The organism is Caballeronia sordidicola, from assembly GCF_002220365.1.
Classification (GTDB): Bacteria; Pseudomonadota; Gammaproteobacteria; order Burkholderiales; family Burkholderiaceae; genus Caballeronia; species Caballeronia sordidicola_C.
This window is the reverse complement of the sequence record NZ_MTHB01000198.1, coordinates 29,527-53,111: the sequence shown is the minus strand read 5'-3', so window position 1 is coordinate 53,111 and position 23,585 is coordinate 29,527. Positions and strand designations below refer to the sequence as shown.

General features: G+C 58.1%; 24 protein-coding genes and 2 pseudogenes. 17 read left to right on the top strand and 9 right to left on the bottom strand.

Annotation, left to right across the window (positions count from 1 at the left end; translation table 11 throughout):
* Window positions 1-83: 83 nt before the first annotated feature.
* The gene (locus tag BSU04_RS28080; RefSeq protein WP_089163631.1) at window positions 84-1,577 is read right to left on the bottom strand and encodes an MDR family MFS transporter; all 1,494 of its coding nucleotides are present in this window, start codon (window positions 1,575-1,577) and stop codon (window positions 84-86) included.
* A gap of 338 nt (window positions 1,578-1,915) precedes the next feature.
* On the opposite strand from BSU04_RS28080, the gene BSU04_RS28075 reads away from it, so the two are divergent.
* From BSU04_RS28075 to BSU04_RS28055, 5 genes are all read left to right on the top strand, one after another.
* The gene (locus BSU04_RS28075) at window positions 1,916-2,407 is read left to right on the top strand and encodes a RidA family protein (RefSeq protein WP_089163630.1); all 492 of its coding nucleotides are present in this window, start codon (window positions 1,916-1,918) and stop codon (window positions 2,405-2,407) included.
* A 26-nt stretch (window positions 2,408-2,433) separates the two neighbouring features.
* Window positions 2,434-3,624, top strand: a complete 1,191-nt coding sequence (locus tag BSU04_RS28070; RefSeq protein WP_089163629.1) for an amidohydrolase family protein — start codon at window positions 2,434-2,436, stop codon at window positions 3,622-3,624.
* Window positions 3,621-4,139: a GNAT family N-acetyltransferase gene (locus tag BSU04_RS28065; protein ID WP_089163628.1), complete on the top strand. Its 519-nt coding sequence runs from the start codon at window positions 3,621-3,623 to the stop codon at window positions 4,137-4,139. Before BSU04_RS28070 ends, BSU04_RS28065 begins: the two co-directional genes overlap by 4 nt.
* A gap of 190 nt (window positions 4,140-4,329) precedes the next feature.
* Window positions 4,330-5,883: a methyl-accepting chemotaxis protein gene (locus BSU04_RS28060; protein ID WP_089163627.1), complete on the top strand. Its 1,554-nt coding sequence runs from the start codon at window positions 4,330-4,332 to the stop codon at window positions 5,881-5,883.
* A gap of 242 nt (window positions 5,884-6,125) precedes the next feature.
* Window positions 6,126-6,665, top strand: coding sequence for a cysteine hydrolase family protein (locus BSU04_RS28055; RefSeq protein ID WP_306427233.1), 540 nt, complete (start codon window positions 6,126-6,128; stop codon window positions 6,663-6,665).
* Window positions 6,666-6,697: 32 nt separating this feature from the next.
* Here BSU04_RS28055 and BSU04_RS28050 read toward each other — a convergent pair whose 3' ends face one another.
* The gene (locus BSU04_RS28050; protein WP_089163625.1) at window positions 6,698-7,189 is read right to left on the bottom strand and encodes an Lrp/AsnC family transcriptional regulator; all 492 of its coding nucleotides are present in this window, start codon (window positions 7,187-7,189) and stop codon (window positions 6,698-6,700) included.
* A 186-nt stretch (window positions 7,190-7,375) separates the two neighbouring features.
* Here BSU04_RS28050 and glmS point away from each other — a divergent pair, with 186 nt between their 5' ends.
* Window positions 7,376-9,205 carry a glutamine--fructose-6-phosphate transaminase (isomerizing) gene (gene glmS, locus BSU04_RS28045; RefSeq protein ID WP_089163624.1) on the top strand — a complete coding sequence of 610 codons (1,830 nt, stop codon included), beginning with the start codon at window positions 7,376-7,378 and terminating at the stop codon, window positions 9,203-9,205.
* Window positions 9,206-9,279: 74 nt separating this feature from the next.
* Window positions 9,280-9,426, top strand: a pseudogene (locus BSU04_RS28040) (IS6 family transposase); the annotation flags it as partial.
* A 196-nt stretch (window positions 9,427-9,622) separates the two neighbouring features.
* On the opposite strand, the pseudogene BSU04_RS28035 reads toward BSU04_RS28040, so the two are convergent.
* A pseudogene (locus BSU04_RS28035) lies at window positions 9,623-10,025 on the bottom strand (M81 family metallopeptidase); the annotation flags it as partial.
* Between the two features lie 133 nt (window positions 10,026-10,158).
* Window positions 10,159-10,887, bottom strand: coding sequence for an H-NS family nucleoid-associated regulatory protein (locus tag BSU04_RS28030; RefSeq protein WP_089163623.1), 729 nt, complete (start codon window positions 10,885-10,887; stop codon window positions 10,159-10,161).
* Between the two features lie 495 nt (window positions 10,888-11,382).
* On the opposite strand from BSU04_RS28030, the gene BSU04_RS28025 reads away from it, so the two are divergent.
* Complete coding sequence (locus BSU04_RS28025; RefSeq protein WP_089163622.1) at window positions 11,383-11,859, top strand: HU family DNA-binding protein; 477 nt, start codon at window positions 11,383-11,385, stop codon at window positions 11,857-11,859.
* Window positions 11,860-11,990: 131 nt separating this feature from the next.
* Here the strand turns inward: BSU04_RS28025 and BSU04_RS28020 are convergent, their stop codons facing one another.
* Window positions 11,991-12,239 carry a hypothetical protein gene (locus BSU04_RS28020; protein WP_089163621.1) on the bottom strand — a complete coding sequence of 83 codons (249 nt, stop codon included), beginning with the start codon at window positions 12,237-12,239 and terminating at the stop codon, window positions 11,991-11,993.
* Window positions 12,240-12,612: 373 nt separating this feature from the next.
* Between BSU04_RS28020 and BSU04_RS28015 the strand changes: the two genes are divergently transcribed.
* Window positions 12,613-13,671, top strand: coding sequence for a LacI family DNA-binding transcriptional regulator (locus BSU04_RS28015; RefSeq protein ID WP_089163670.1), 1,059 nt, complete (start codon window positions 12,613-12,615; stop codon window positions 13,669-13,671).
* Between the two features lie 24 nt (window positions 13,672-13,695).
* Here the strand turns inward: BSU04_RS28015 and BSU04_RS28010 are convergent, their stop codons facing one another.
* Window positions 13,696-13,977 carry a dihydroxy-acid dehydratase domain-containing protein gene (locus tag BSU04_RS28010; protein WP_256983355.1) on the bottom strand — a complete coding sequence of 94 codons (282 nt, stop codon included), beginning with the start codon at window positions 13,975-13,977 and terminating at the stop codon, window positions 13,696-13,698.
* Window positions 13,978-13,980: 3 nt separating this feature from the next.
* Between BSU04_RS28010 and BSU04_RS47190 the strand changes: the two genes are divergently transcribed.
* From BSU04_RS47190 to BSU04_RS27980, 6 genes are all read left to right on the top strand, one after another.
* A complete protein-coding gene (locus BSU04_RS47190) occupies window positions 13,981-14,214 on the top strand; it encodes an MFS transporter (protein WP_256983354.1) in 234 nt (77 codons plus the stop codon).
* Between the two features lie 35 nt (window positions 14,215-14,249).
* Window positions 14,250-14,492 (top strand): hypothetical protein, encoded by a 243-nt coding sequence (locus BSU04_RS28005; protein WP_144021375.1) that lies wholly within the window; start codon window positions 14,250-14,252, stop codon window positions 14,490-14,492.
* A 237-nt stretch (window positions 14,493-14,729) separates the two neighbouring features.
* Window positions 14,730-15,488: an SDR family oxidoreductase gene (locus tag BSU04_RS28000; RefSeq protein ID WP_373452881.1), complete on the top strand. Its 759-nt coding sequence runs from the start codon at window positions 14,730-14,732 to the stop codon at window positions 15,486-15,488.
* Between the two features lie 328 nt (window positions 15,489-15,816).
* The gene (locus BSU04_RS27990; RefSeq protein WP_089163616.1) at window positions 15,817-16,146 is read left to right on the top strand and encodes a hypothetical protein; all 330 of its coding nucleotides are present in this window, start codon (window positions 15,817-15,819) and stop codon (window positions 16,144-16,146) included.
* A gap of 399 nt (window positions 16,147-16,545) precedes the next feature.
* Window positions 16,546-17,655 (top strand): BamA/TamA family outer membrane protein, encoded by a 1,110-nt coding sequence (locus BSU04_RS27985; RefSeq protein ID WP_256983353.1) that lies wholly within the window; start codon window positions 16,546-16,548, stop codon window positions 17,653-17,655.
* A 45-nt stretch (window positions 17,656-17,700) separates the two neighbouring features.
* Window positions 17,701-18,522 (top strand): MipA/OmpV family protein, encoded by an 822-nt coding sequence (locus BSU04_RS27980; RefSeq protein ID WP_256983352.1) that lies wholly within the window; start codon window positions 17,701-17,703, stop codon window positions 18,520-18,522.
* A gap of 48 nt (window positions 18,523-18,570) precedes the next feature.
* On the opposite strand, the gene BSU04_RS27975 is transcribed toward BSU04_RS27980, so the two are convergent.
* Window positions 18,571-19,137, bottom strand: coding sequence for a histidine phosphatase family protein (locus BSU04_RS27975; protein ID WP_179258470.1), 567 nt, complete (start codon window positions 19,135-19,137; stop codon window positions 18,571-18,573).
* 132 nt (window positions 19,138-19,269) lie between these two features.
* Complete coding sequence (locus tag BSU04_RS27970; RefSeq protein WP_089163614.1) at window positions 19,270-20,856, bottom strand: Na+/H+ antiporter; 1,587 nt, start codon at window positions 20,854-20,856, stop codon at window positions 19,270-19,272.
* Between the two features lie 217 nt (window positions 20,857-21,073).
* Here BSU04_RS27970 and BSU04_RS27965 point away from each other — a divergent pair, with 217 nt between their 5' ends.
* Together BSU04_RS27965 and BSU04_RS27960 are read left to right on the top strand one after the other, a co-directional pair.
* Window positions 21,074-21,883, top strand: a complete 810-nt coding sequence (locus BSU04_RS27965; protein WP_089163613.1) for a PhzF family phenazine biosynthesis protein — start codon at window positions 21,074-21,076, stop codon at window positions 21,881-21,883.
* 129 nt (window positions 21,884-22,012) lie between these two features.
* Window positions 22,013-22,672, top strand: coding sequence for a methyltransferase family protein (locus tag BSU04_RS27960; RefSeq protein WP_089163612.1), 660 nt, complete (start codon window positions 22,013-22,015; stop codon window positions 22,670-22,672).
* Window positions 22,673-22,696: 24 nt separating this feature from the next.
* On the opposite strand, the gene BSU04_RS27955 is transcribed toward BSU04_RS27960, so the two are convergent.
* Window positions 22,697-23,581, bottom strand: coding sequence for an HpcH/HpaI aldolase/citrate lyase family protein (locus BSU04_RS27955; RefSeq protein WP_089163611.1), 885 nt, complete (start codon window positions 23,579-23,581; stop codon window positions 22,697-22,699).
* Window positions 23,582-23,585: the final 4 nt, after the last annotated feature.

Sequence of the window (23,585 nt, the reverse complement as noted above, 5' to 3'; positions counted from 1 at the left end):
GCAAAGCCTCCGCTATGCATGAAGGCGGGCGGAGGCTTTGGCCGGACCGGGGCTGACGCGTGAATCAGCCCGGCACAGCGGGTTCAGTCTTCGATCGGCGACAACGCTTCGAGCGGCATCTTCTTCTCGTGCCCCAACGTGATCGTAGGGACGAAGAGGAGAAACCCGACGACGAAAATCGCGATCACGAAAATCGACAGGAACGTCAGATGAAGCGACTGATGCAGCACCTGACGGATTGCATCGCTGCTGCCGAGGTTTGTCACCTGATTCTGAAGCAAGGCCTTCAACTGATCCGATGTAACCGCTGCCGCCCCGTTCGAATGACTGAGACCGAAGTTGAGCACTGCGCCAAACAAGGTCGCGCCGATCGTGCTGCCGAGATTGCGCGAGAACAGATTCGATGCAGTCGCGCTGCCGCGCTGCGCAATATCTACGATTTCCTGGATCAGCACGAGCGAACTGACGCTCGACGTTCCCATGCCGAAGCCCATGATGAGCGAACCAAACGCCGCGATGAGCGGCGAGCTTTCCGGCGACAACACGATCAGGAACACCGCTCCCAAAGGGACGAACGCGCTGCCACCAATCAGGATGCGCCGCAGTCCGATTCGATGAAACGACTTTGCGGCGAGCGTCGCGCCAACGGGCCATCCGACCATCATCATGGTTAATGCAAGACCGGCAACCACAGGCGTGCGATGCAGGACGCCTTGAACATACATTGGCAGGAACGTGGTTGCGCCCATCAGGATCATGCCGGACAGGACGGTCGCTCCATTACACGCGGCAATCGGCCGGCGGCTCCAGAGCGCGAACGAGATCATCGGTTCAATTGCCCGTTTCTCCTGCATCAGGAAGAACATCAGGCACACGATAAAGAACCCGCCCGCGATCAATGCCTTCGTGACGTCGTCATTGCCTGCATACGTCAGCGACATCATCAGCGCGGCAATTGACACCATGAAAAGCGCTGCCCCGGCGAAGTCAATGGATGGTCGCGCATGCCGCTCGGATTCCTTCAGGAACGCGATGAAACCGGCCGCCGACGCGAGGCCGATCGGCACATTCATCCAGAAGATCCAGGCCCACGAAAAGTCGCGGATGATGAGCCCGCCCACCATTGGCCCGACCACCGCCGATATGGCCCAGACACTCGCCAGGTAACCCTGCACCTTGCCGCGTTCGCGCGCGGGGTAGAGGTCGGCGACAATCGTTAGCGTGACCGGCTGGATCGCGCCCGCGCCGACTCCCTGGATCAGCCGGAACGCGATCATGGCGGGCATTGACCAGGCGAAACCGGCGAGTATTGAGCCGACCAGGAAAATCGCGATACCGGCAAGAACAATGGGCTTGCGGCCATACAGGTCCGCGAGCTTGCCGAAGATGACCGTCATGGCGGTCTGTGTCAGCAGGAAGGACGAGAAGACCCAACTGTAGAGATGCAGGTCGCCAAGCTGCGAGACGATCTGCGGCATGGCGGTAGAAACGATGGTGGCTTCGATGGCGACCATTGCCATTGAAGCCATGACCGCTGCAATGACAAGAGGACGCGACGATTGCGGGCTGCGGGACATGGAGATTGGAGTAATGAGGGGCGCGGACAAAGTCGCAGGAGCTAGCGGGACTGCGACGCGTGATACGGTCGCGGCGGCGCGACAATCGAAGAGTATGCACCTTGCTGGAAATGTTCGCTGAACCCCGGTCGGGCTGAGACCTGCTTGATTGGCTGCGCGGGAAGCGTTTGAGGTGTCTCCATTAGCTTCGCAGCGTTGTTCAGTCGCCAAGCAAAGCCTCTGCACCCTGCGCTTTTGTTCGTTCGGGATGTTGTGACACACTTGGATATCCGACGAGAACGCTTTCGTTTCATCCGTTCGTTTGCTTAAGGCAATATCTTTTAAATCGAGGACCGTCAATGACATCCGCGCCCGTTCCAGCCAATCCGGATTCACCCGCCGCGCGTCTTGAGGCACTTGGACTCGTGCTGCCGAAAGTGCCTGTGCCTCGCGGCGCTTTCAAGCCTTTCTCACGCTCGGGCTCGCTGATCTTCCTCGCGGGACAGATTTGCGAATGGGAAGGCGAGGTTCGATACGCCGGTCCTGTCGGCGCACAGCACGACCTTGAAGCGGGGCAAAGGGCAGCGAAAATTTGCGGACTCAACCTTCTCGCAGCACTTCATCTCGCACTCGATGGCGACCTTGATTGCGTGGTCAGTTGCCATCGGATGGGCGGGTTCGTGTATTGCACACCGGGTTATCCTGACGTGCCGAAAGTCATCAACGGAGCCTCCGATCTCATGTTCGCGGTGTTCGGCGAACGAGGCCGGCACGCCCGGACCGCGGTTGGTGTTGCCACGCTTCCGGCGGGAGCGTCTGTGGAGGTGGACGCGATCTTTGAAGTGCGCTGATTGCCTTTCTGTTTCCAGGAGTTCCAGTGGACACCAGCTTGTTGATCACCAATGTCCGTCTGCCGGACGGTACCCCTGTGGATATCGCCGTCAGTGGCGCACGGATAGAAGAAATCGGCACGAACCTGCAGCGCGGCGCTGACGTCGTGCGCGAAAGCGGCCAGGGCGCGCTGGTCTTGCCGGGGTTTGTCGAAGGCCACACGCATCTCGACAAAACGAACTGGGGCATGCCGTGGTATCGCAACGAAGTGGGGCCGAGGCTCATCGACCGGATCGAGAACGAGCGATCGTGGCGCGCGAGCACGGGACACGACGCGGGCGCGCAGTCGCTTGCACTTGCGCGGGCTTTTCTTGCAGCGGGAACGACGCGGCTTAGAACGCATGTAGATATAGACACGGACGCCGGGCTCAGGCACTTGCATGGCGTGCTGGCAACGCGCGAAACGCTGGCCGATGTCATGGAGATACAGATCGTGGCGTTTCCCCAGTCAGGCATGCTGCGTCGTCCAGGGACCGACGCGCTGCTAAGCGACGCGCTGAAGGCGGGCGCCGACGTGCTCGGTGCGCTGGACCCTTCGCTCATCGACCAGGACCCGGTCACCTCGCTCGACACCACGTTCGAGATTGCAAACCGCCATCAGAAGCCTATTGATATCCATCTTCACGAACCTGGCGAGATAGGCGCGTTCACCTTCAACCTGCTGCTGGACCGCGTCAAGGCGTTGGGCATGCAGGGGCGCGTGGTCGTCAGTCACGCGTTTTGCTTGGGCCAGCTCGTGGATCGCGAGCGCGATGTGTTGTTGGCGAGGATCGCGGATCTCGACGTCGCGCTGTTGACCACGGCGCCTCCATCCGTGCCCGTCCCTGCGATGCGCGCTTGCATTGCGGCAGGTGTGACGCTGTTTGCGGGTAATGACGGAATACGGGATACGTGGACACCTTTCGGCAAACCCGACATGCTTGAGCGGGCAATGTTCGTTGGCATGCGCTACGACCTCCGCCGCGATCAAGATCTCGCGCTTGCATTTGACTGTGTCAGTAAATTGGGTGCGTTGGCGTGCGGGTTCAAGGACTACGGACTGCATGAAGGCGCGCAAGCCGATCTCGTTCTGGTAGACGCTGAAATAGTCGCCTACGCGGTTGTTTCCCGACCGGTCCGCAAGCTCGTGGTTGCACGCGGCAGGATTGTTTCGCGCGATGGGGTTGCATCGATATGAAACTGCTTGCCGAGCGTCTTTATCTCAGGGATTTGGAAGCGTCCGATGTCGACGCAGTGCACGAATATGCAAGCTCGATCGAGGTCGTGTTGCATCAGGAATGGGGACCCAACACGATTGAGCAGACGAGGGAATATATAGCAGCCTGTGTGCTGGGGAATTCGTTGCCCGACAGAAGAACCTTGGAACTGGCAGCGGTACTTAACGATGGCAGTTTGATAGGCAGCTACCGGGCAAGTCTCTCTGAATGCGGTACGGAGGCAGAGATCGGCTATTCACTTAATCCCCGCTATTGGCACAAGGGCTACGCTACCGAAGCGGCGAAGCGGTTAGTCGACTACCTCGTGAACGAGCGGACCGTGCGGGAAATCTTCGCGACCAGCCGGCCGGAGAATGTCGCGTCCATCCATGTGCTGGAGAAACTCGGGATGCAGCAGGTGGATCTTTATCGCAAGAACGTGCTGATCAGGGGCGAGTGGCGAGACACGCTGGTATTTTCAGTGGAAACCGGCTAACTATTGTTTGGCAAACCCTATAGGCAATGTGAGTTGCTTGCCGCTGCGCCTTGCCAACTTCCCGCATTCGCGTTGACACCGCTCAGTGTTTTCCTGACTTCAGAATTCCTCCAGACGGCCGATATGCACACAACAGCGCGCGCATCCTCATGCGTCGGGTCATGAACTGTGTCTCGTATCGGAGAGTAGATTGGACCGTCTCAGTTTGAACACCAAATTATCGCTGGCGCTGCTCATTACATGGCTTGGCCTCCTCTTCCTCGGTGGATGGGCCGCGTGGCAGTCTCGCGAAACCATGACCGAAGGGCGACAGACCGGCGTGCAAAACGTGGTTGAGTCGGCTTACGGCGTGGTATCAGACTACGCGAAGCAAGTGGACAGCCATCAACTGACACTCGAGCAGGCTCAGGAGCAGGCCAAGGCGAAGCTCGCAGCCATGCGTTTCTCCGAAAACGGTTACATGATCATCACGACCGCGCATCCGGTGGTCATCATGCATCCGGTGCTGGCGGATCTGCGCATGAAGGACGTGAGCGACTACAAGGATACGGACGGCAAGCTTTTGTTCGTCGAGATGGTCAAGGTCGCTCAGGCAAGCGGACAGGGTTTCGTGCCATACATGGCGCGCTTGCCGGGCAAATCGGAACACGTGCCGAAGATCAGCTTCGTCAAGCGGTTCGCTCCGTGGGACTGGTACCTGATCTCGGGCGTTTACGTGAACGATATCAACGACGCGTTCAAGGTCAGCCTGCTGCAATACCTGATCGTGATCTTGTTGATTGGGGGCGTTAGCTCGGCGGCGCTGGTGTTGATCATCCGTAATGTAAAGCACAGTCTGGGCGGCGAACCGGCGTATGCCACCATTGTCGCCGAGAGCATTGCGAACGGCGACCTGTCGCACGAGGTCGCGCTGAGCGCATTGGACGAGAGCAGCATGTTGTCCGCCATGCAACGCATGCAGCAACGGCTCGCCGATACAGTCCGGCGGATTCGCGGAGGCACGGAAACCATTACCGTCGCCGCCCAGCAGATCGCGGCGGGCAACCACGATCTCTCGGCACGCACCGAGCAGCAGGCGTCGTCGATCAGCGAAACCGCGGCGAGCATGGAGCAGCTCACCGCGACTGTTAAGCAGAACGCGGAGAACGCGCATCAGGCGAACAAGATGGCGGCGAACGCCTCGCTGATCGCGAGCGAAGGCGGGACCGCGGTACAGCAGGTCGTATTGACGATGCAAAGTATTGCAGCCAGCTCCACGCGCGTGGTCGACATCATTTCCGTGATCGAAGGCATCGCTTTCCAGACGAATATTCTCGCGCTCAACGCGGCCGTCGAGGCGGCGCGAGCGGGCGAGGAAGGGCGCGGTTTTGCTGTAGTGGCAGGCGAAGTGCGCAATCTGGCACGCCGCAGCTCGGATGCGGCCAAGGAGATCAAGAGTCTGATCGAAGAGTCCACCGGCAAGGTCGATGACGGCAAGGCGCTGGTGGAGCGCGCAGGCACGACGATGCACTCGCTGGTTCAGGCCGTGCAGCGCGTCACGGATATCATCGGCGAAATATCAGTGGCGTCCGAGGAGCAGAGCCGGGGTATCGAGCAGGTGAATATCGCCATTGCTCAAATGGATGAAACGACCCAGCAAAATGCCGCGATGGTCGAACAAGCGACAGCCGCGGCTCAGTCGATGCAGGAGCAGGCCCAGATGCTGCGCGATACCGTTAACGTGTTCCAGTTGGCGACCGTGTGAAGGCATTGGCGTGCTTCGATGTTGCGATTATCAGATGTTCGCTTGCTCGGCGGCGAGTAACGTATCCGTGGTCTCTGCTGGCTTCGCGGAGTTGGACGGCTTGCGGCTGAGAAAGCCGAAAGATTGCTGAGTTGCGGCTCTTTTGCCGCTTGACTCAGGCCCGGGAAATTGTCCCAGCTATACTTTGGCGCAATTGACCCACTTAAGATCAGCCTATGCATGCGTCGTCTATTCGCGGGTCAGTGCTTCTGTTGATCGACCTGCAAAAAGCCATCGATCATCCGGACTGGGGCGTTCGCAACAACCCATCGGCCGAAACCGAAATTCGCCGTCTACTCGCGCGCTGGCGCGCAGAGAACTGGCCGGTCTGGCATGTGCGCCATGATTCGTCAGAACCTGCTTCTCACTATCGTCCGGGTCAACCGGGAAACGACTTCAAACCTGAAGCCGCTCCTTTGCCTGGGGAGCCGGTTATCGCGAAACGCACGAATAATGCGTTCATTGGTACTGGACTGGAACAGCGCCTGCGCGCGGGCGGACATACGAGCCTTGTTGTGGCGGGCGTTATCACCAACAATTCTGTTGAGACGACCGTTCGCATGGCCGGTAACCTCGGCTTCAATACCTATTTGGTAGAGGACGGGTGCTTCACATTCGGTCGCCTGGATTGGGACGGTCGAGCGCGAAGCGCGGACGAGGTCCATGCGATGTCGCTAGCAAATCTGCACGGCGAATATTGCACGGTAGTTTCGACTGAAGAGTTGCTGAACGCATCCCGGTAGCTTACCGGCGGGTATCCAATACCCACGACCTGTTATCTGACTCTATCAGCCACGATCCTTACCGGCGCATTGGCTTCGAACTTGGCCCGATGCGTCGAAAAGAATGTGCGCACATTGCGGATGTTTGACGAGGTCTTGAACAGGCGGCGCGCGAGTTCGTCGTATTCCAGCATGTCGACGACTTCAGCTACGACCAGAAAGTCCGGCCCGGGCGACACGCGATAACACTGGGTCACTACGGCTTGCGCGCAGATGTACGTTTCGAAAGCGTCCAGATCCTCGGCTGCTTGCCGGTCAAGACTCACTTCAATAATCGCGGTTAATGTCGGACCGATCTTGGCGTAATCGAGAATGGCCACTTCGCGCTGGATGACCCCCGCTTCCTTAAGTTTGCTCACGCGACGCAAGCACGTAGGCGGTGATGCATGCGCGCGCGCGGCAAGCGCGACGTTAGAGACCGACGAATCTTTCTGCAGGATGGCGAGGATCCGAAGGTCGAGTTCGTCCAGATAAATTCCGGGCACTTTGGGCTCCGCTTTTTGCGCCAAGTATGGTGACCAGGGCCTAGCTTAGCGTGAAATAAAATTTCATCAAGTGTTTTGGTCGATTGTAAATTTCATATCCATAAAAAATTTGAAATTAAATTCCATCAGGTCAACCTTAACATTCCTGCATCGGTTCCAAAGGGGAGCCGCCTAAGGAACAAGCTCATGTGTGGAATTGTCGGCGCGGTCGCGCAACGCAACATCCTGCCTAATCTGGTCGATGGCCTTAAACGCCTCGAATATCGCGGCTACGACTCGTGTGGTGTCGCGTTATATCAGGCGGGAAAACTGGTGCGGGCTCGTAGCGTCGATCGCGTTGCGCACTTGCAGGACGTGATCTCCAGCGAAGCCTTGTCCGGTTATACGGGGATTGCTCATACGCGTTGGGCGACGCACGGCAAGCCGGTGACGGCGAATGCGCATCCGCATTTTTCACCGAACGCAGAAGCACCACGAATAGCACTTTCGCACAACGGGATCATTGAAAATCACGAGGAGTTGCGCGCGGAGCTTGAGAAAAGCGGCTATGTTTTCGCCAGTCAGACCGACAGCGAGGTGATCGCGCATCTGATCGATCATTTGTACAACGGCGACTTGTTCGAAGCCGTCAAGGAAGCGGTGACTCAACTGCGTGGGAGCTATGCCATTGCCGTGCTATGCCGCGACGAGCCGCATCGGCTCGTCGGCGCGCGCGATGGCATGCCCTTGGTGGTCGGCATCGGCGACGGCGAGAACTTCCTGGCGTCGGACGCCATTGCGTTGTCGAACGTCACCGATCAGATTGTCTACCTGGAGAACGGCGATGTAGTCGATATCCAACTTCACCGGCATCGGGTAGAAGACGCTGATGGCCGCCGCGTCGAGCGCCGCGTGCATACCGTCGCGGCGCACAGCGGGGCGGCTGACCTGGGGCTTTATCGTTACTACATGCAGAAGGAAATTTTCGAACAGCCGCAAGCGGTCGCCGACACGCTTCAGGACGTTACATCGATCATGCCGGAGTTATTCGGCGATAACGCCTGGCGCGTGCTGAAATCCGCGGATTCCGTGCTGCTGCTCGCGTGTGGCGGAAGTTATCACGCGGCACTGACCGCCAAGTATTGGATAGAAAGCCTCGCACAGTTGCCGGTGAGCGTGGAGATCGCAAGTGAATACCGGTATCGCGAAAGCGTGCCGAATCCGAAGACGCTGGTTGTCGCGGTGTCGCAAAGCGGAGAGACGGCGGATGTCCTGGGCGCGGTGCAAGTCGCCAGGCAGCAGGGCATGCTGAATACGCTCGCGATCTGCAACGTGCCGACTAGTGCATTGGCTCGTGAATGCGCGCTGACCTTCTTTACACGGGCGGGGATAGAGATTGGCGTGGCATCGACGAAGGCCTTCACCACGCAACTAGTCGCGTTGTTCCTCCTGGCGTTGACGCTGGCTCAGGCGCGTCAGCGGTTGTCAGAACAGGATGAGCAAACCCATCTTCGCGCGCTTCGCCATCTTCCGGACGCGATCACGAAAGTGCTTGCGCTGGAGCCGCAGATCATAGATTGGGCAGAGCAACTTACGAGAAGGCAGAACATCCTGTTTCTTGGGCGCGGCATGCACTATCCGGTCGCTCTGGAGGGTGCCCTCAAGATGAAGGAGATCTCGTATATCCATGCCGAAGCGTACCCCGCCGGCGAGTTGAAGCACGGTCCTCTTGCGCTGGTTAGCGACGAGATGCCGGTGGTAGCAGTTGCGCCTAATGATCGGTTGCTGGAAAAGCTCAAGTCAAATATGCATGAGGTGAGTGCGCGCAGCGGCAAGCTATTCGTATTCGCCGATGCCGATTGTGGCATCTCGCCGAGTCCTGGTATTGAAGTGATTCGGCTTACGGAGTACTACGGATTGCTATCACCTATCTTGCATACTATTCCCATGCAACTGCTGGCATTTCATGCGGCGCTCGCACGGGGAACGGATATTGATAAGCCGCGGAATCTGGCCAAGTCGGTGACGGTGGAGTGAGGGGGGAGTAGTTGTTGTTGGATATGAAGTTCGAACAAAAGCGCATCCCGGCGCCCCAGCACCTTGGCGCAATGCCAAGGCTAGGATTTAAGCGCTTTCGTTGCGCCCGCATCATTTTAGGCGGTATCGAACTCATGCACATGGTAGCGAAAGGGGAGATGAAGAGCGAATGCCGATGGCATCATTCAGTCGCCGAACGGTTCCAGGATCTTGCAAAATAAGCATTTTTATCCGTATCGTATCGACTTTTTCCGATTTTCCTCACCGCGACAGAATCATCTTTTCCTACCCAATGGCACAGCGCTGGCAGAACAGGCGTTGATATAGGCCGCGGAACCGAGCCCTTGTTCACGAGGATCTTCATCCGTTCAGGTTCGATGCGCAAGAGCGCGCGCACCATGCACATTGTGTTCGAATCACCGGAATTAAAAACGGCACGCGACGAACCGCACAGTGCAACGGGTGCCCTTGCGACACCCGTTCTTCGAGAATCAGCGCAGCACGTTCGCTGGTACACGCCATGTCGACGTGAGGATGGGTCCGGTATGCCACGAGGGCGTTGGCATGCTTGAACATGTGCGGGGTGACGTTCGCATGAAGATCCCGTGAGACGACCACCGGTATGCGATTGCCGACACTCCGGCGCACGCGTTCGGGAATTCGCCTTCGGCGTCGTCGTGCTGTTCGGTCACCATCGCGCCGCGCAGGTCGAGATAGATCGCGTCGAACCCGCCTGCATTGATGGCGGCAATGATCTCCCCAACGCGTCTGCGCTCACGTGCGCCGACGCACTGGCGCCCGCCCAGATCACGGGTAGCAGCGCTTGCCTCTGCGTGTGCTACCCGTTTTTCTACTGTTGACAAAATAGTCCCTACCATTTGATTTGATAAAGTGGGTAGGGAACTACTTTTGCAATTCTGGCACCGGTGGTCTAGACGGTGACCATGCAACGCTTACGACTCAGCGACTGTAGCGGCCTTTTCTGCTGCTGCCTTCTTTGCCACTCCCTTCTTGGTCGCAGCCTGCTTTGCAACCGTACCGTTGACAGCCGAAGACTTTGGTTTGCTAATGTTTCCTGTAGCGCTGCCCGTAGTGACGACCGTGTCGGCAGCGGCAATCAAGAACTTTGAACGGTCTTTTGCAGCTGCAAGCCACGTAGGCGCCGGGCCGCGTCCACTCCATGTCGCGCCCGTCTTCGGGTCGAGGTATTTCGCAGGCTGCGGCCCTTTACGCTGCCCTTTGTGAACAACAGCGCCGGCAACTGCCGCGGCTTTCTTGACGGTGGTCTTCGCCTTGCTCACCGTACCGGCGGTCGCTGCGTGGCTAGCGTCAGCACCCGTTTCAATCAGGAATTTGCTGCGGTCCTTGACGTTAGCAATCCAGGCTGGCGCGCGACCATGGCCCGTCCAAGTCGCGCCGGTCTTGGGGTGTTGAAATTTCGGCAGGGTTGCGCCCTTTGGACTACCGGTAGCCTTGGCTTTGACCTTGGAAGCACTCCCGTTCGCCGCTTTCGCTTCGCGATTTGCCTTTGCTTTGGCCTCGATGTCTTCAGTAGTCAGACCGTGCGCCAACATGATCTTTCGGATTTGGTCGACCGCCGTTTGCGCCTTTTTTGCAATCAAAGCATCGGCTTGGACCTGCAGCTTTTTCATCTTCGCCTGGATTTGTTCGAGGGATGGCATTGCGCTCTCCTTAAAGGGACATGGCCGCACTATGCCACGAGCTTTGAGAGTGTGAAAGCGCTGATAAGGTCTTCGGGTAACACAGCTGCAACGAACAATTACGGCAGGACCGGTGAACGTCTCTCGCAATTTGAGTCTCTGCGCGGACACTTATGTGCACTCGATAACGTCGATTTCGTGTGAGAAGAGGCGCTGCTTTTCGCCAAGCAGTGACCGTCCGAGATGTATCTCTGTTATTTGATTCGGCCGTCTCTGAGCGCATTCCAAGCCACATTGCGCAAAGGTTTTATTGGAACGGCAGGCATGAAGCGAGGTACGTGTCGCCATTTTCGTGATTTTCGTGCGAAAACCCCTTAATTCATGGCCTCAGACGTTGCTTCTTCATGTCGGTATTGGTACGCTGGCGCCCAACCCGAGGATTTGTACCTTTGCGTTAGTCGGTGACGGCGCAAAGGCAAAGGTCTTGGGCAACCTTTGACTAGAAGCGAGGAATATATGGCAACAACTACTACGAAGAAAGCTGCGACTCCCGTTGCGAAGAAAGCAGTAGCACCCGCTACGAAGAAAGCAGCACCTGCCAGCAAGAAAGCTGCTGCGCCAGTCGTGAAGAAAGCGGTTGCACCTGCGGTGAAGAAGTCCGTTGCGGCCGCTCCCTTGAAACCTATCAAGGATTCATTCACGAAGGCATCGTTGACCGTTTACCTGGCCGAGCGCTCAGGCGTGGAGCTCAAGGCGGCGAAGGCGTTGATGGCGGCGCTGGAAGAAACCGTGCTGGCATCGGTTCACAAGAAGGGCGCGAAGGAGTTTACGCTACCGGGTCTGCTGAAAGTTGTCGCACAGGACGTACCGGCCAAGAAGAAGCGCTTCGGCAAGGACCCGTTCTCGGGTGAAGACAAATGGTTTGCTGCGAAGCCAGCTTCGGTGCGCCTCAAGGTTCGCCCGCTGAAGAAACTGAAGGACGCAGCGCTGTAAGCGAAACCGTTCTCAGGTGATAACGCCCCTCGCGATGAAAATCCGAGGGGCGTTTTCCATTCATCGTCGTTGTCGACAACGTCGGCGCAGCAATGGGATGGCAAAATGCCATACCCAGACGCCCGCGACGACTAGCCGATATGCAGCAGCGACATCTGGCTTTGCAGCAACGCGCGAAGCTCATTCGAATCGGGCCGCGTTCCCCAATTGCGCGCGCCAGCGACCGACGCAATGGCAATCCACGAGTTGGGCGGAAACCATTCGCGCAGTGGGACGCCGTCTTTAAGGATGCGAAGACGGCCGGTCTGAGCGCAGTACTCGGCGCACATCTCGGTGTCTGCCAACTGCGCGGTCACTCGAAGGCTACGGATTCGTAGCATTGGTCTCTCCAATGTGATGAGGCGGTGACCATGCCAAGATGCATCGGACTCAGATGCCGTCCAGTCGCTGGAGTCTATGTGCGAGTCGTGCTCACAAGTGAAAGCGGCTTGCGAAATTGGTAACACGCAGTTACGGTCCGCAGCCGGCCACAAGACGTCACGATTGCGCAACCGCCTGCCACTGAGTGCGGAGTTTGAAATTTCTGAGTAAATTGAAATTAAGCCTGGATGGCTCGATGGAAACAGGTTCGTTGAGGTCAGTTTTTACGTGATGGACTTCTAGCCTGGAATCGTCATCCAGTATCATTGGCGCACCAAGTTAATGAAGAAGACGATGTCCGACGACAAGCTTTCGACTTCCGCGCCCCCCCGCATGGCCGACGTGGCGCGTATCGCCGGAGTTTCCAAAATGACAGTGTCGCGCGTGCTCGCCGGCAGGCCCGTGAGCTTGGCCACCCGTGAACGCGTACTGAGCGTGGTCAATGAAATGGGCTATGTCGCGGACGCGGCTGCCGGCGCCCTGTCGTCAGGACGTTCATCGTTCGTCGCGGTCCTTGTGCCGTCGCTGTCAAGCTCGAATTTCTCCGATACCGTTCGCGGCATTAACGACGTAATCGAACCCGCGGGCATGCAAATGCTGCTGGCGAATACGGACTATGACCTGCCGCGCGAGGAAGAACTTGTCAGGGCGCTGCTTCGATATCAACCGCGTTGCATCGTATTAACCGGAAGTCACCACACGGCCGAGACGCATTCGTTGCTGGCGCGCGCGCGCGTTCCCGTCATCGAGACATGGGATATGCCGGCAAATCCTATCGACCGTGTTGTCGGCTTCTCGAATGCGGAAGCGTCCCGTGCCATGGTCCGCCATCTTTACGAGCGTGGTTATGAGCGTATTGCTTTCGTGAGCAGTGCATCGAAGCTCGACCGGCGCGGTATCGACCGCCGGCGCGGATATCTCAAGGAAGTCCGGGCGGCAGGCTGCGAACCGCGCGACATCACGAAAAGCGCCTGGACGACGACCATGGCGCACGGCGTCGCCATGGCTCATGGGGCGGCCGCGCTGCAGCAGTTGCTCGATCGCTGGCCCGACACCGACGCCGTAATGTGCGCCAGCGACATCCACGCGTTCGGCGCGGTCATGGCGTGCCATCGGCTCGGCTTGTCGGTGCCGGGCGATATCGCGGTGGCGGGGTTCGGCGACTTCGAAGTGTCCAGGCACTGTTATCCGACGATCACGACTGTTTCCGTCGATGCCTATGGCATTGGCCGCGCCACCGGCGAATCGCTTCTCGCAGCGCTTCATGAGGCCGAAGGCGAGGGCAAACCGGACAAGACCCGAGGGACGAAAACCGTCGTGGCAACGAAGCGAAAGCCGCTACCGACGGTCATCAAGATTCACTACGAAGTGGTGCCGCGCGAGAGCACATAGCGACTCGCGCGGTGCCCGCTCACATTAATGGCTGTGGCGTGACTCACCCTTCGTTTCGATAATGTTGAGATACAGCGTTGCCGGTTCCAGGCACGCGCCACTGCCTTGCTGCCCGACCATGATCCGGTAGATCTCTTCCCACGGTTTCATGTTCTTCAGCACAGGTGGCCTCCAGAGCGCGCGACGTTGCGCGAGTTCGGCATCGGGGATCATGAGGTCGACCTTGCGCGACTTCAGGTCGATGCGGATCTTGCCGCCCGATACGAGCAACGCAAGTCCGCCACCCACGGCCGCTTCCGGCGACACATCTTGGGCACCTCCACGACGTTGGTCGGCTTTTTGCCCAGCGGAACCGTCGGCGCAGTAGCGCTCGTGCTGCTGCGACTGCTGCAAGGATTCGGTGCGGGCGCGGAGCAAGCGGGGGCATCGACGCTGATATTGGAAGTCGCCCCTGTGCGGCAACGCGGTTTCTTCGCAGCATTGCCGTTCGTGGGCATCTTTGCGGGCCTCGGCCTCGCCGCGGCCACCTTCAGCGTCATGTAGCATGTGCTGGGAGAGCAGGCCATCCTTGCATGGGCATGGCGTATCCCTTTTCTTTCGAGCGTCGTACTCATTGGCGCGGCGGTCTGGATCCGGCTGCGCTTGGCGCTGGGGGCAAACAACATGCTGGGCGCGCTGTGCTCACACTTCTCGGAACTCTTCGGCAATCGCTACCGGTACTCTGGCGTCGATTCACGCGTGAGTTGGGTGCGGTGCTGTCGGGTGGCATCGCGCCGTTGCTGGGGAAGTACCTGGTCGGACTGTCAGGCGGCGCGTTTTAGGTCATGGGAATTTATATGTCACGTTGATCGGCGTGTCCCTGTCGACCGAAACGCGGCAGCGCGATTTGACTGAACTGAACGATGCTGTACGTTAAAAATCAGCCAGGCGCTGGCCTCGACGAAGACGTTTTTATTCCGCTGTATATCGGGTTACTATCAATCGGACCGCCTTGTGCATGCTTGTCTCTTCATGCTAAAGTCAGTTGATTAGTTACCGGTAACCATGAATAGCGAGGGGTGACAATGGAAGGGAAAATTGCCTTGATCACGGGCGCAGGATCAGGAATCGGGCGTGGCGTGGCGTTAGGCTTACTAGGTGAAGGCTACACCGTTGTGCTGGCGGGACGAAACGAGCGTGCGTTGACTGAAACCGCGAGTATGGCTGGCTCACATGCGGTTAATGCCCATGCGATACCCTGCGATATTGCCAACCTCGAGTCGGTCAATCGCCTGTTCACTCAGCTTGAAGAAAAGTTCGACCGTCTGGATCTGTTGTTCAATAACGCCGGTACGTTCACGCCGCAAAATTCGCTGGAAGACATCACCTATGAACAGTGGGTTCAGGCCGTCAACGTTAATCTGACCGGTGCCTTTCTGTGCACGCAAGGCGCCTTCCGGATGATGAAGAAACAGCAGCCACGGGGCGGCCGAATCATCAATAACGGCTCAATCTCAGCGCATGCACCGCGGCCAAAGGCTGCACCCTACACCGCCACCAAACACGCAATCACCGGCTTGACCAAGGCGACCTCTTTGGACGGCCGTCCTTACAACATTGCCTGTGGCCAGATAGATATCGGCAATGTCGTGACTGACATGAGCGAGCTGATGGCAAAAGGGACGCTCCAGGCCGATGGTTCGATCAAGGTAGAGCCACGCATGTCGATGGATAATGTGGTCAAGGCAATCCTGTACATGGATAGCTTGTCACTGGACGCAAACGTCCTGTTCATGACGGTCATGGCTAGTCATATGCCTTTCGTGGGCCGAGGCTGAAGGCAGCATCTGGGGTGGGGCGTTGTTTATGTATTAAGGGAACCTGTCCAAAGGTCATTATCGAGGCCGAGGTCGAGTTGAGCGCCACGCTGAGGGACCGGCTCGCAACCGATACCGTAGACCTGATCATTGTTCCTCAGGCTGCAGCGAGCGAGCGGTTTACCAGCATCCCGGCCGGCACCGTGGAAAACGCATGGATGTGTTAGCCCTCGCTTGATTCCGGCAAAGCGACGATACCAATCGCAGACATTGCCCAGCTCCCGTTGCTTCTGCAGGGAAATCTCTCTGGGCCGGGCTGACTTACTCGCAGTTTTTGTCCGAGAACGGGGTGAGCACGGCGAAGATTCTTGTAGCAAACAATCTGGTCGCTCAAATTGGGCTGACCGTCTCAGGAATGGGCGTGAGTTACCTGCCGAAGACATGTCTTAACTACATGGTCACGGCAGGTATCCTGAAGATTATCAAAACGAAGCCCGCTCTCCCGCCTGTCCACTACGTGGCACTCCACAGAGCAGAGCATGCCTATTCGCTGAGCAATCAGGTCGCGCAACTGGCGCAAAAATGCTGCGACTTCAATGCAAATCTCCTGGATCCGCGGGCGCTTTCGCCGGCAAGCCAACTGGGCATCTGGCACAAGCGAACATCCAAGCCGAGCTAGAGACTGAATGCAGGCGGAGAACGTTAAGTCCAATCGATGCTCGACTGCTCCGTCTTTCCCTGATTCGCGGTTATCAAATGTGTTCGCTTGGGGGGGGATTAGTCGCTCCTCGAACCGAGATTGCGTTCTGTTTGAGTTTCTGATATCGGTCGACCTTGTTTCCACTTTTGCAGAATCCCTATTCAAACCGCAAGACCCGATCGGCTCGAGTTGCCAGATTATTAACGAGCGCTGACGCCGCCTCTGAAAACTTGCACGCACACCGAAGCTTTTAAGCCACGGCGTCGATAGATTGCATTCGCTTGCGAGCGATGAACTAAACCTTGCATGATGGGATTTGTGTCGATGAAATTATGCAAGCGAGATTCGAGCGCTGTCCTTGGGCTACGACAAAGGATAATGCCGTTACTGGGCTGCCTTGTGCTGACTGCTTCATTCACCGGCGTGGCGTCTGCCGAAGGAAAATTCACGGACGCTGAAGACGGTATGTTCGACTTGAGCGATATGTTGCTCTCTCATCGTGGAGTCCTGCCGGTACCCACTATTGTCACGGAACCTGCGGTTGGGTATGGGCTCGGCCTTGGCCTCCTTTACTTCACCATGCCCAAGCACGATCCGGATGCCCCTCAGAGCGAGGTCAAGAGTTCAGCGCCTCCCAACATCACGGGCTTGGGCGGCTTCGCGACGGGCACGCATAGCTGGGGTGTCGGGCTGATGCACTTCCACACTTGGGACGACGACCGGATTCGCTATCTTGGCATTGTGGGAAAGATCAACCTGCATTTGAATTACTACGGGGCGCAAGGCGGATCGCACGCGTATCAGCTAAGTGGTGTTGGTGTCGTTCAGCAAGTTTTGTTCCGATTGGACGATAGTCCGTGGTACGTCGGCCCTCGCTACACGTTCCTGGACTCGAACACGCGCTTCGGCCCCATTCTTCCAAACGGATTGCTTGATTTCAAGAACGAGCAACGCGTCGCGAAGGGCGGCGTGGTCGTCGACTACGACACTCGCGACAATTTCTTTTTCCCCGGCAAAGGAACCTATGCCGAGTTTGAAGCGGAAATCGCGAGAGGTGGATTAGGCAGCTCTTCAAATTTCCAGATGGAAACCGCGAAGGGCTACCACTGGATTCCGCTCGCTCCGTCATGGGTTCTCGGGATGCGCGCCGACACGGGATTTTCGCAGGGCAATATCCCATTTTTTGCACAGCCTTACGTCTCGCTACGCGGCGTGTCTGACGCGAAGTATCAAGACCGCAATCAACTGACGAGCGAAGTCGAACTCAGGTGGAATGTGGCGCCGCGCTGGTACGTGCTTGGTTTTGGAGGCGCCGGCAAAGCATATGGAAACCTTCATTCAATCTCAGATGCGCCCACCGCCTATGGTTTCGGAACGGGTTTTCGCTACCTGATCGCCCGCAAGCTCGGTTTGACGATGGGTATCGATGTTGCACGTGGCCCCGGCCAAAACGCGTTCTACGTTCAAGTCGGCAGCGCCTGGCGCTAAGACTTGAACCTGGATTCACGCCACCTCCGTTCCAATGGCCGGCCAATGAAAAACCACTCGATTCAAGCATGCCTGCGTGTCATTTTGCTGGCAATGTGCTGCCTGATCACCCGGGAAAGCCGGGCAGCGTCCTTCGACCTCCCCGGCACGCTTCCCAGCATGGTCGGCGGCGGCCTTGGGTCTACGACGGACTATGCCGGGGCTCGGGACCGCTTTGTCGGCGCTGTGCCGGGAATACGTTATGTGACGGATGGCGGGCGGCTGTTCGAGCTATACGGGCCTTATGCCCAGTTCGATTTTGGTGGGGTGACAGGACTGCAATACGGTCCGGCCGTGGCGCTTCGCCTGGGAAGAAGTCATGTTGACGATCCGGTGGTTTCCCAGGTGCACGACGTGCATACGACTGCGGAAGCGGGAGGCTTTGTGGGCTACGAATACGATAACCAGGGCGCTTTCCCGTATCGCCTTCGGGGCTCTGTGACCGTGGTGACCAACGCGGGCATCGTGTATTCGGGAGCACGGGTGTCGGTGAACGGCAGCCTTTGGTTGCCCGTGCAGCGGCGCATTTTCGTAGGCACTGGGGTAGGCGCAAGCTGGGTAAGCCAGGGATTTAACCAGGTGTACTACGGTGTAACGGAGGAGGACGCCACACGCAGCGGCCTGCCAGCTTTCAGTCCTTCCGGTGGACTTGAACAGATGACCGGGTGGCTTGCCGCGATCTACCAGATCGACAAACACTGGTTTGGCGGCGCAATGATTTACTACCAGCGGATTTCCGGCTCAGCGGCTGACAGTCCGATCGTCACGCAGCGCGGAAACCGGAATCAAATCACTTACGGCGTTGGAGTCGCTTACGCGTTTAAGTGACTTGCCGGCTACTTGCATGCCGGAGCACCACGCCGGAAGCCACGGAGGCTAAAACCTTCCTTCAACAATTTCGCAATTGGACGGCATGTCCACACATCGGGCGGCGTCATCTGGACTGATTTCGTTCAGGATGACCCGCACAGCCTGAAGCGTCCAGCCGTGTGTGACGACCAGCACGGTTTGCGGGCTACTCAGCTTCAGGTCGGCGATAAGTGATTGAACACGCGCAAGCATTCCCGTGAAGGGTTCACCGTCCGGCGCGGCGGTAGTCGCCGGTGCGTGGGCAATGAAACGCTGGAAATCTTCGCCAGACCTTCCTTCAAATTCTGCACCAACCCGGTTTTCGTTGGCTAGCCGGTTAACGACTTGCGGAACATTCAATATCTTGTTTGCCAACCATGCTGTTTGCCGCGCCCGCAGAAATTCGGAGGTCACGATAAGCTCGATTTTCTCGTCCTTCAGGCGCTCGCCCAAGGCCTTTGCCTGCGTTTCGCCCTTCTCGGTCAGATAAAAGCCGGTGCGGGGATTACTGTTGCAAACGCCGCGGACGTTGCACGGATATTCGCCGTGGCGCGCGAAGATGATGCGTTTAGACGCGGTGCTGGGTTCGGACAACCAGTTCGTTTCGGACATGATGGGAAGAGGGACAAGGAGCTTGCCCCGATTGTACCAACGCAAGCTCCCCGGCAGTTTGCCGGTCCTGACAACCAGCGGATTTGCAGGCGCTGCCTGTTTTATTCCACGATATCAACCGCGTCCATGCCGCGCGGACACCTCTTGCAAGTCCAGGTCACGCTCGAGGACGTGCAGCATCTCATCGTGAATGGCGCCGCAACGATGCATCCGGAGCAACTCCTTGCGCCCGGCGGCGATGGCCGCCAGAACGACATCGTAATGAGTGGTACGTTCCTCATGCGGAAAGTCTGTCCGGTCGCCGTACGCTTTTGTGAGTGTTGCGCGATAGGTGTACTGCTCAAGCAGCCGAGGATGAATCACCTTCCCCTCGCTGTCGTGTACAAGCGGCTCGATAGCGGCGAGCTGCGCCGCCTCCAGTCTTGCCCACGCTTGCGGTTCGGTCAGGTGCTGAGCGCCGGCATCCGAGCTGCGATCAGGATTGATCCATTCGATGAGAACGCCAATGGTAGTTCCTTGCAGCAATACGGTCACAAGGATGACGGCAAACGAAGCGACAAGGATCAAATCCCGCCCAGGCAAGGTTTCTGGAAGCGACAGCGCAACCGCGAGGGTGACCACGCCGCGCATGCCCGCCCAACTCGTTATGGTCGCGGTTCTCCAATCCAGCGCCACGTCCCCGCGGCCGGTTAAACGCTGCCATGCCATGTTGAAAAGCTCGGTAGCGAAGACCCATACGAAGCGCGACAGGACCACCGCGCCAATCACCGCCGCCACGGCTGGCGCGAGCGTAAAGAGTGCATTGTCGGCACTGCCAGACCGCGCGATGACACCTCGAAGAGACAGCCCGATCAGGATGAATACGAGCGCTTCGAGAAGGAAGACAATGACCTGCCAGAATGCCGTCCCGCGCATGCGAACGGTAGCGCTCAAGACTTCGTGTTGATACCAACCCAATGTCAGGCCGGCCGTTACGGTGGCAATTACGCCGGAGACGCCGAGCATTTCGCCAATAACGTAGCTTATCCATGCCGTCAATACGCTGATGGTGATGATGAGATAGTCGTCGTCAAGGCAGCGGACGGTTTGCACGATCAAATAGCCCACGATGCCACCGACCACCACGCCGCCCAGGCCGAGGAAGGCGAAGCTCACCGCGGCATGTTCCATGCTGAAAGTGCCGGTAAGCGCTGCCGCCACGGCGAAGCGAACCAGGACGAGGCCAGCCGCGTCGTTGAGCAAGCTTTCTCCCTCGAGGATAGCCATCAGCTGGCGTGGCAGTGCGAGGCGTTCGAGCACGGCCTTGGCCGCGACGGCATCTGGCGGCGACACAATAGCGCCGAGCGCGAAGCAGACTGCCCAAGGCAGACCGGGGACAACCAGATGGGCGACCATGCCGACCGAAAGTGTGGTGAACGCAACGGCACCGATAGCGAGAAGCAGGATGGCGCCGAGATTGCGCTTGAGCTCTTCCCAGACAGTGAAGTAGGCACCGTCCATGAGGAGCGGCGGCAGGAATACGACAATCACCAGGTCCGGGTCCAGGTGAATGGGAGGAAGACCTGGCACGAATGCCATCGCAATGCCCCCAATCAGCAGGGCGGCGGCGGGTGGCAATTTAAGACGCTTGGCTAGCAACTGCAAGCCGATCATCACGATTAGTGAGAGCAGGACGAGCTTGAATGCGGAGACGGAGGACATGGATTTGCCTGCGGAGCGTCGATTAAGCGAAGCTTACCCGACCGCGGCATTTCTTCGGAATTCAGGGGGTGCGGTTATCGCGCGCGGTATTCGATTGAGCTAGTAACCGGCTCGCCTAAGGGCGCGTCTGTCTGTTGTAAGCAAGCTAAGAGCAGCCCTTGGCTTTAGCCAGACCAAGACCGTACTATGTCGACAATCGGTAACTCAAGGTGATTCAATGAACATTGAACGATATAGATGCTTCGGAGCAACTTCGCTGAATGGAAACGATGCTCTGGTCATCTCGGGTCCAGAGCTCTCAGACTGGTCGCTCGAGGATCGACAACAATTCACGATCGAGCAACATGCTCATGCGTGTGTTTTCGTAGATGCGGATGGTCCGGCAAGCGACCGGCTCGCACTGGATTTTTACTACCCGCATGCACGAAGCCCGCTGTGTCTGCATGCGTCACTCGCGGCTGCTGACCATGTCTGGAGGACCGGTCGGCACGGCGGCACGTTATTGCTGACGTCGAGCATGAAAAAGCAACCGCTGGCGTTCGATAGAGCAGGCGACGATATCTTCGTGTCGGTCGATATACAGCAAGCGGATTTTCCTGATGTATCCATTGCTGACGCAGCAAAGTTATTGCGCTGCGATGTGGGCGTGCTCATGTCGTCGCCCGAGGTGGCCTCCGTAGGCAGCCCCAAGCTTCTCGTGGAAGTGGCGAGCGAAGATGTCTTGTATTCCCTGCACCCGGATCTGGACGGCATCACAGAATGGGGGCGAACGAATGGCGTCAATGGTTGCTTCGTCTACACGCGGATGGGCGTAAGCCCGAGCCAGTACGTCGGCCGCAACTTCAATCATCTCGACGCGACGCTGGAAGACGCTGCGACCGGGGTCGCCGCTGGGGCACTGAGTATCAGGCTGAATGCGGATATAACGCTGTATCAAGGGCGCAATCTGGATAACCCTTGCGTTATTCATGCCTCTCGCGCCGCGGGAAAGATAAGGGTGGGTGGCCGCGTTGCAATGGGCGGCTGAGTTCGTTTGGGCCTGGCATGACGCCGCAAGCCTGGGCGGAGCAGCATCCAACCAACGATGTTCAACCGCGTCGGTTCTTGAGTAACGTCCTAAACTAGAAGGAGCGTCCAACCAAACGAGACAGCCATCATGATGTCCACACCCAAGCTCGCCTTTGCAACCGTGACGGGGATGATGATTTATCTCGGACTCGCGGTCCTTGGATGGGGTGGCTTCGCCGCTTTCTTTTCGCATCCGGCATTGAGCGTCGTGGCTATCGCAACGCTGGTGTTGTCGGTCGTGGCAATCTTCAGCCGCGTCAATCTGAGCGCGGGTGAGCGTGAGGATCGCGACAACCGCTGGGTTATCGCAGCCTTGATAGTAATTGGACTGCTGCAAGCGTATCTGCCGGCCTACACGGACCGCAAGGAATTCTGGACACTCGATGGCGACCGCCTTCGTTGGCTTGGCGTGGTCTTGTTCATCGCCGGAGGCGTGCTGCGGATATGGCCAGTTTTTGTACTTGGCCACCGGTTCAGCGGTCTGGTTGCTATTCAGCCCGGCCATACGCTGGTCACCACCGGCATGTATGGTGTCATCCGGCATCCCAGCTATCTGGGCCTGCTCGTCAATGCGCTGGGGTGGGCCTTCACCTTTCGCTCCGGGGTCGGGGTATTGCTCACAGCGATCACTATCGTGCCGCTCGTCGCGCGCATCCGTTCTGAAGAAACGCTGCTGCATACGCAGTTCGGCGCCGAATACGATGCTTACCGGGCACAGACATCGCGACTGATTCCGGGACTTTACTAAGACGGACAACTCTTCGCGCCAAGCTTACTTATCTCGCTGAAAAGCCTTGTAGCGAGCGAGCAGACGTTTGGCGTTATTGCGTTTGGGTGCGTCCACCCAATTGTTTGCATCGGCGGCATAGGCCCCTTGCGCTTCATAAGCAGCGAGTGTTGCCCGCGCGGCGTCCGCAGCGTCCGTTGACGGCGTCAACACACGATTGACCGCATCAACGTGGCCGGCGAACACCACGCACTTCGATGTAAATCCAAGCTGAGTAGAAAGATCCATATCCGCGGCAAGCGTTGCTGGGGATTGGTAGGTACATGGCAGGTCGATCGGCACGCAATCCGCCGCAATGCATTCCATGAGAAACCGGCTGCGTGCATAGAGCAGTTCCCGGCCTTCAGGCGTGCGACGTGCACCCAGATTCGCAGCCAGGTCCTCGACCGCGAGCATGCAGCATCGAATGCGTGGATTGACTGTCAATAAAGTTCCGAGAGCGACCAGACCCTTTGCGGATTCGATAGTCGGAACAATCTCCGTCGTCCCTTGCACGATGTCGTGAATACGTTCAAATTCGCTGAGCGCCGCGTCCAGCACGACGAGTTGATCCGAGGTCTCGGTGTGGGGCAAAAAGACAGCATGTGGGGCTCCAGGCATGATGCCTTCAAGATCGGCATAGCCATCATTCTCCAGCTTGTTGATGCGTGCGGCGCCGATCAATCCCAGACTCGCGGCTTCACGCAGCATTGCGACGATCCGCTCTCGCGCCATGGGTCGATCCTCTGGCGTGGTCATTTCCTCCAGGTCGGCAACAATAGCGTCCGCGCCGCTTGCGAGTGCTGCTGCATGGCTCCTGATATCGGCGCCGGGAACGAAAAGCCATGCGCGCCGCAACGCGGGTGCTCGAATGGGATATGCCGGTTTCATGTTT

Excerpts from the sequence above, each read along its gene's own strand:
- BSU04_RS28025 (WP_089163622.1), top strand. The coding sequence starts at position 11,383 with ATGGCAACAACTACTACGAAGAAAGCTGCGACTCCCGTTGCGAAGAAA.
- BSU04_RS27960 (WP_089163612.1), top strand. The coding sequence starts at position 22,013 with ATGATGTCCACACCCAAGCTCGCCTTTGCAACCGTGACGGGGATGATG.
- BSU04_RS28030 (WP_089163623.1), bottom strand. The coding sequence starts at position 10,887 with ATGCCATCCCTCGAACAAATCCAGGCGAAGATGAAAAAGCTGCAGGTC.
- BSU04_RS27985 (WP_256983353.1), top strand. The coding sequence starts at position 16,546 with ATGCCGTTACTGGGCTGCCTTGTGCTGACTGCTTCATTCACCGGCGTG.
- BSU04_RS28020 (WP_089163621.1), bottom strand. The coding sequence starts at position 12,239 with ATGCTACGAATCCGTAGCCTTCGAGTGACCGCGCAGTTGGCAGACACC.
- BSU04_RS28075 (WP_089163630.1), top strand. The coding sequence starts at position 1,916 with ATGACATCCGCGCCCGTTCCAGCCAATCCGGATTCACCCGCCGCGCGT.
- glmS (WP_089163624.1), top strand. The coding sequence starts at position 7,376 with ATGTGTGGAATTGTCGGCGCGGTCGCGCAACGCAACATCCTGCCTAAT.
- BSU04_RS27980 (WP_256983352.1), top strand. The coding sequence starts at position 17,701 with ATGAAAAACCACTCGATTCAAGCATGCCTGCGTGTCATTTTGCTGGCA.
- BSU04_RS28065 (WP_089163628.1), top strand. The coding sequence starts at position 3,621 with ATGAAACTGCTTGCCGAGCGTCTTTATCTCAGGGATTTGGAAGCGTCC.
- BSU04_RS28080 (WP_089163631.1), bottom strand. The coding sequence starts at position 1,577 with ATGTCCCGCAGCCCGCAATCGTCGCGTCCTCTTGTCATTGCAGCGGTC.
- BSU04_RS28005 (WP_144021375.1), top strand. The coding sequence starts at position 14,250 with ATGGCGTATCCCTTTTCTTTCGAGCGTCGTACTCATTGGCGCGGCGGT.
- BSU04_RS27955 (WP_089163611.1), bottom strand. The coding sequence starts at position 23,581 with ATGAAACCGGCATATCCCATTCGAGCACCCGCGTTGCGGCGCGCATGG.
- BSU04_RS28015 (WP_089163670.1), top strand. The coding sequence starts at position 12,613 with ATGGCCGACGTGGCGCGTATCGCCGGAGTTTCCAAAATGACAGTGTCG.
- BSU04_RS27970 (WP_089163614.1), bottom strand. The coding sequence starts at position 20,856 with ATGTCCTCCGTCTCCGCATTCAAGCTCGTCCTGCTCTCACTAATCGTG.
- BSU04_RS27965 (WP_089163613.1), top strand. The coding sequence starts at position 21,074 with ATGAACATTGAACGATATAGATGCTTCGGAGCAACTTCGCTGAATGGA.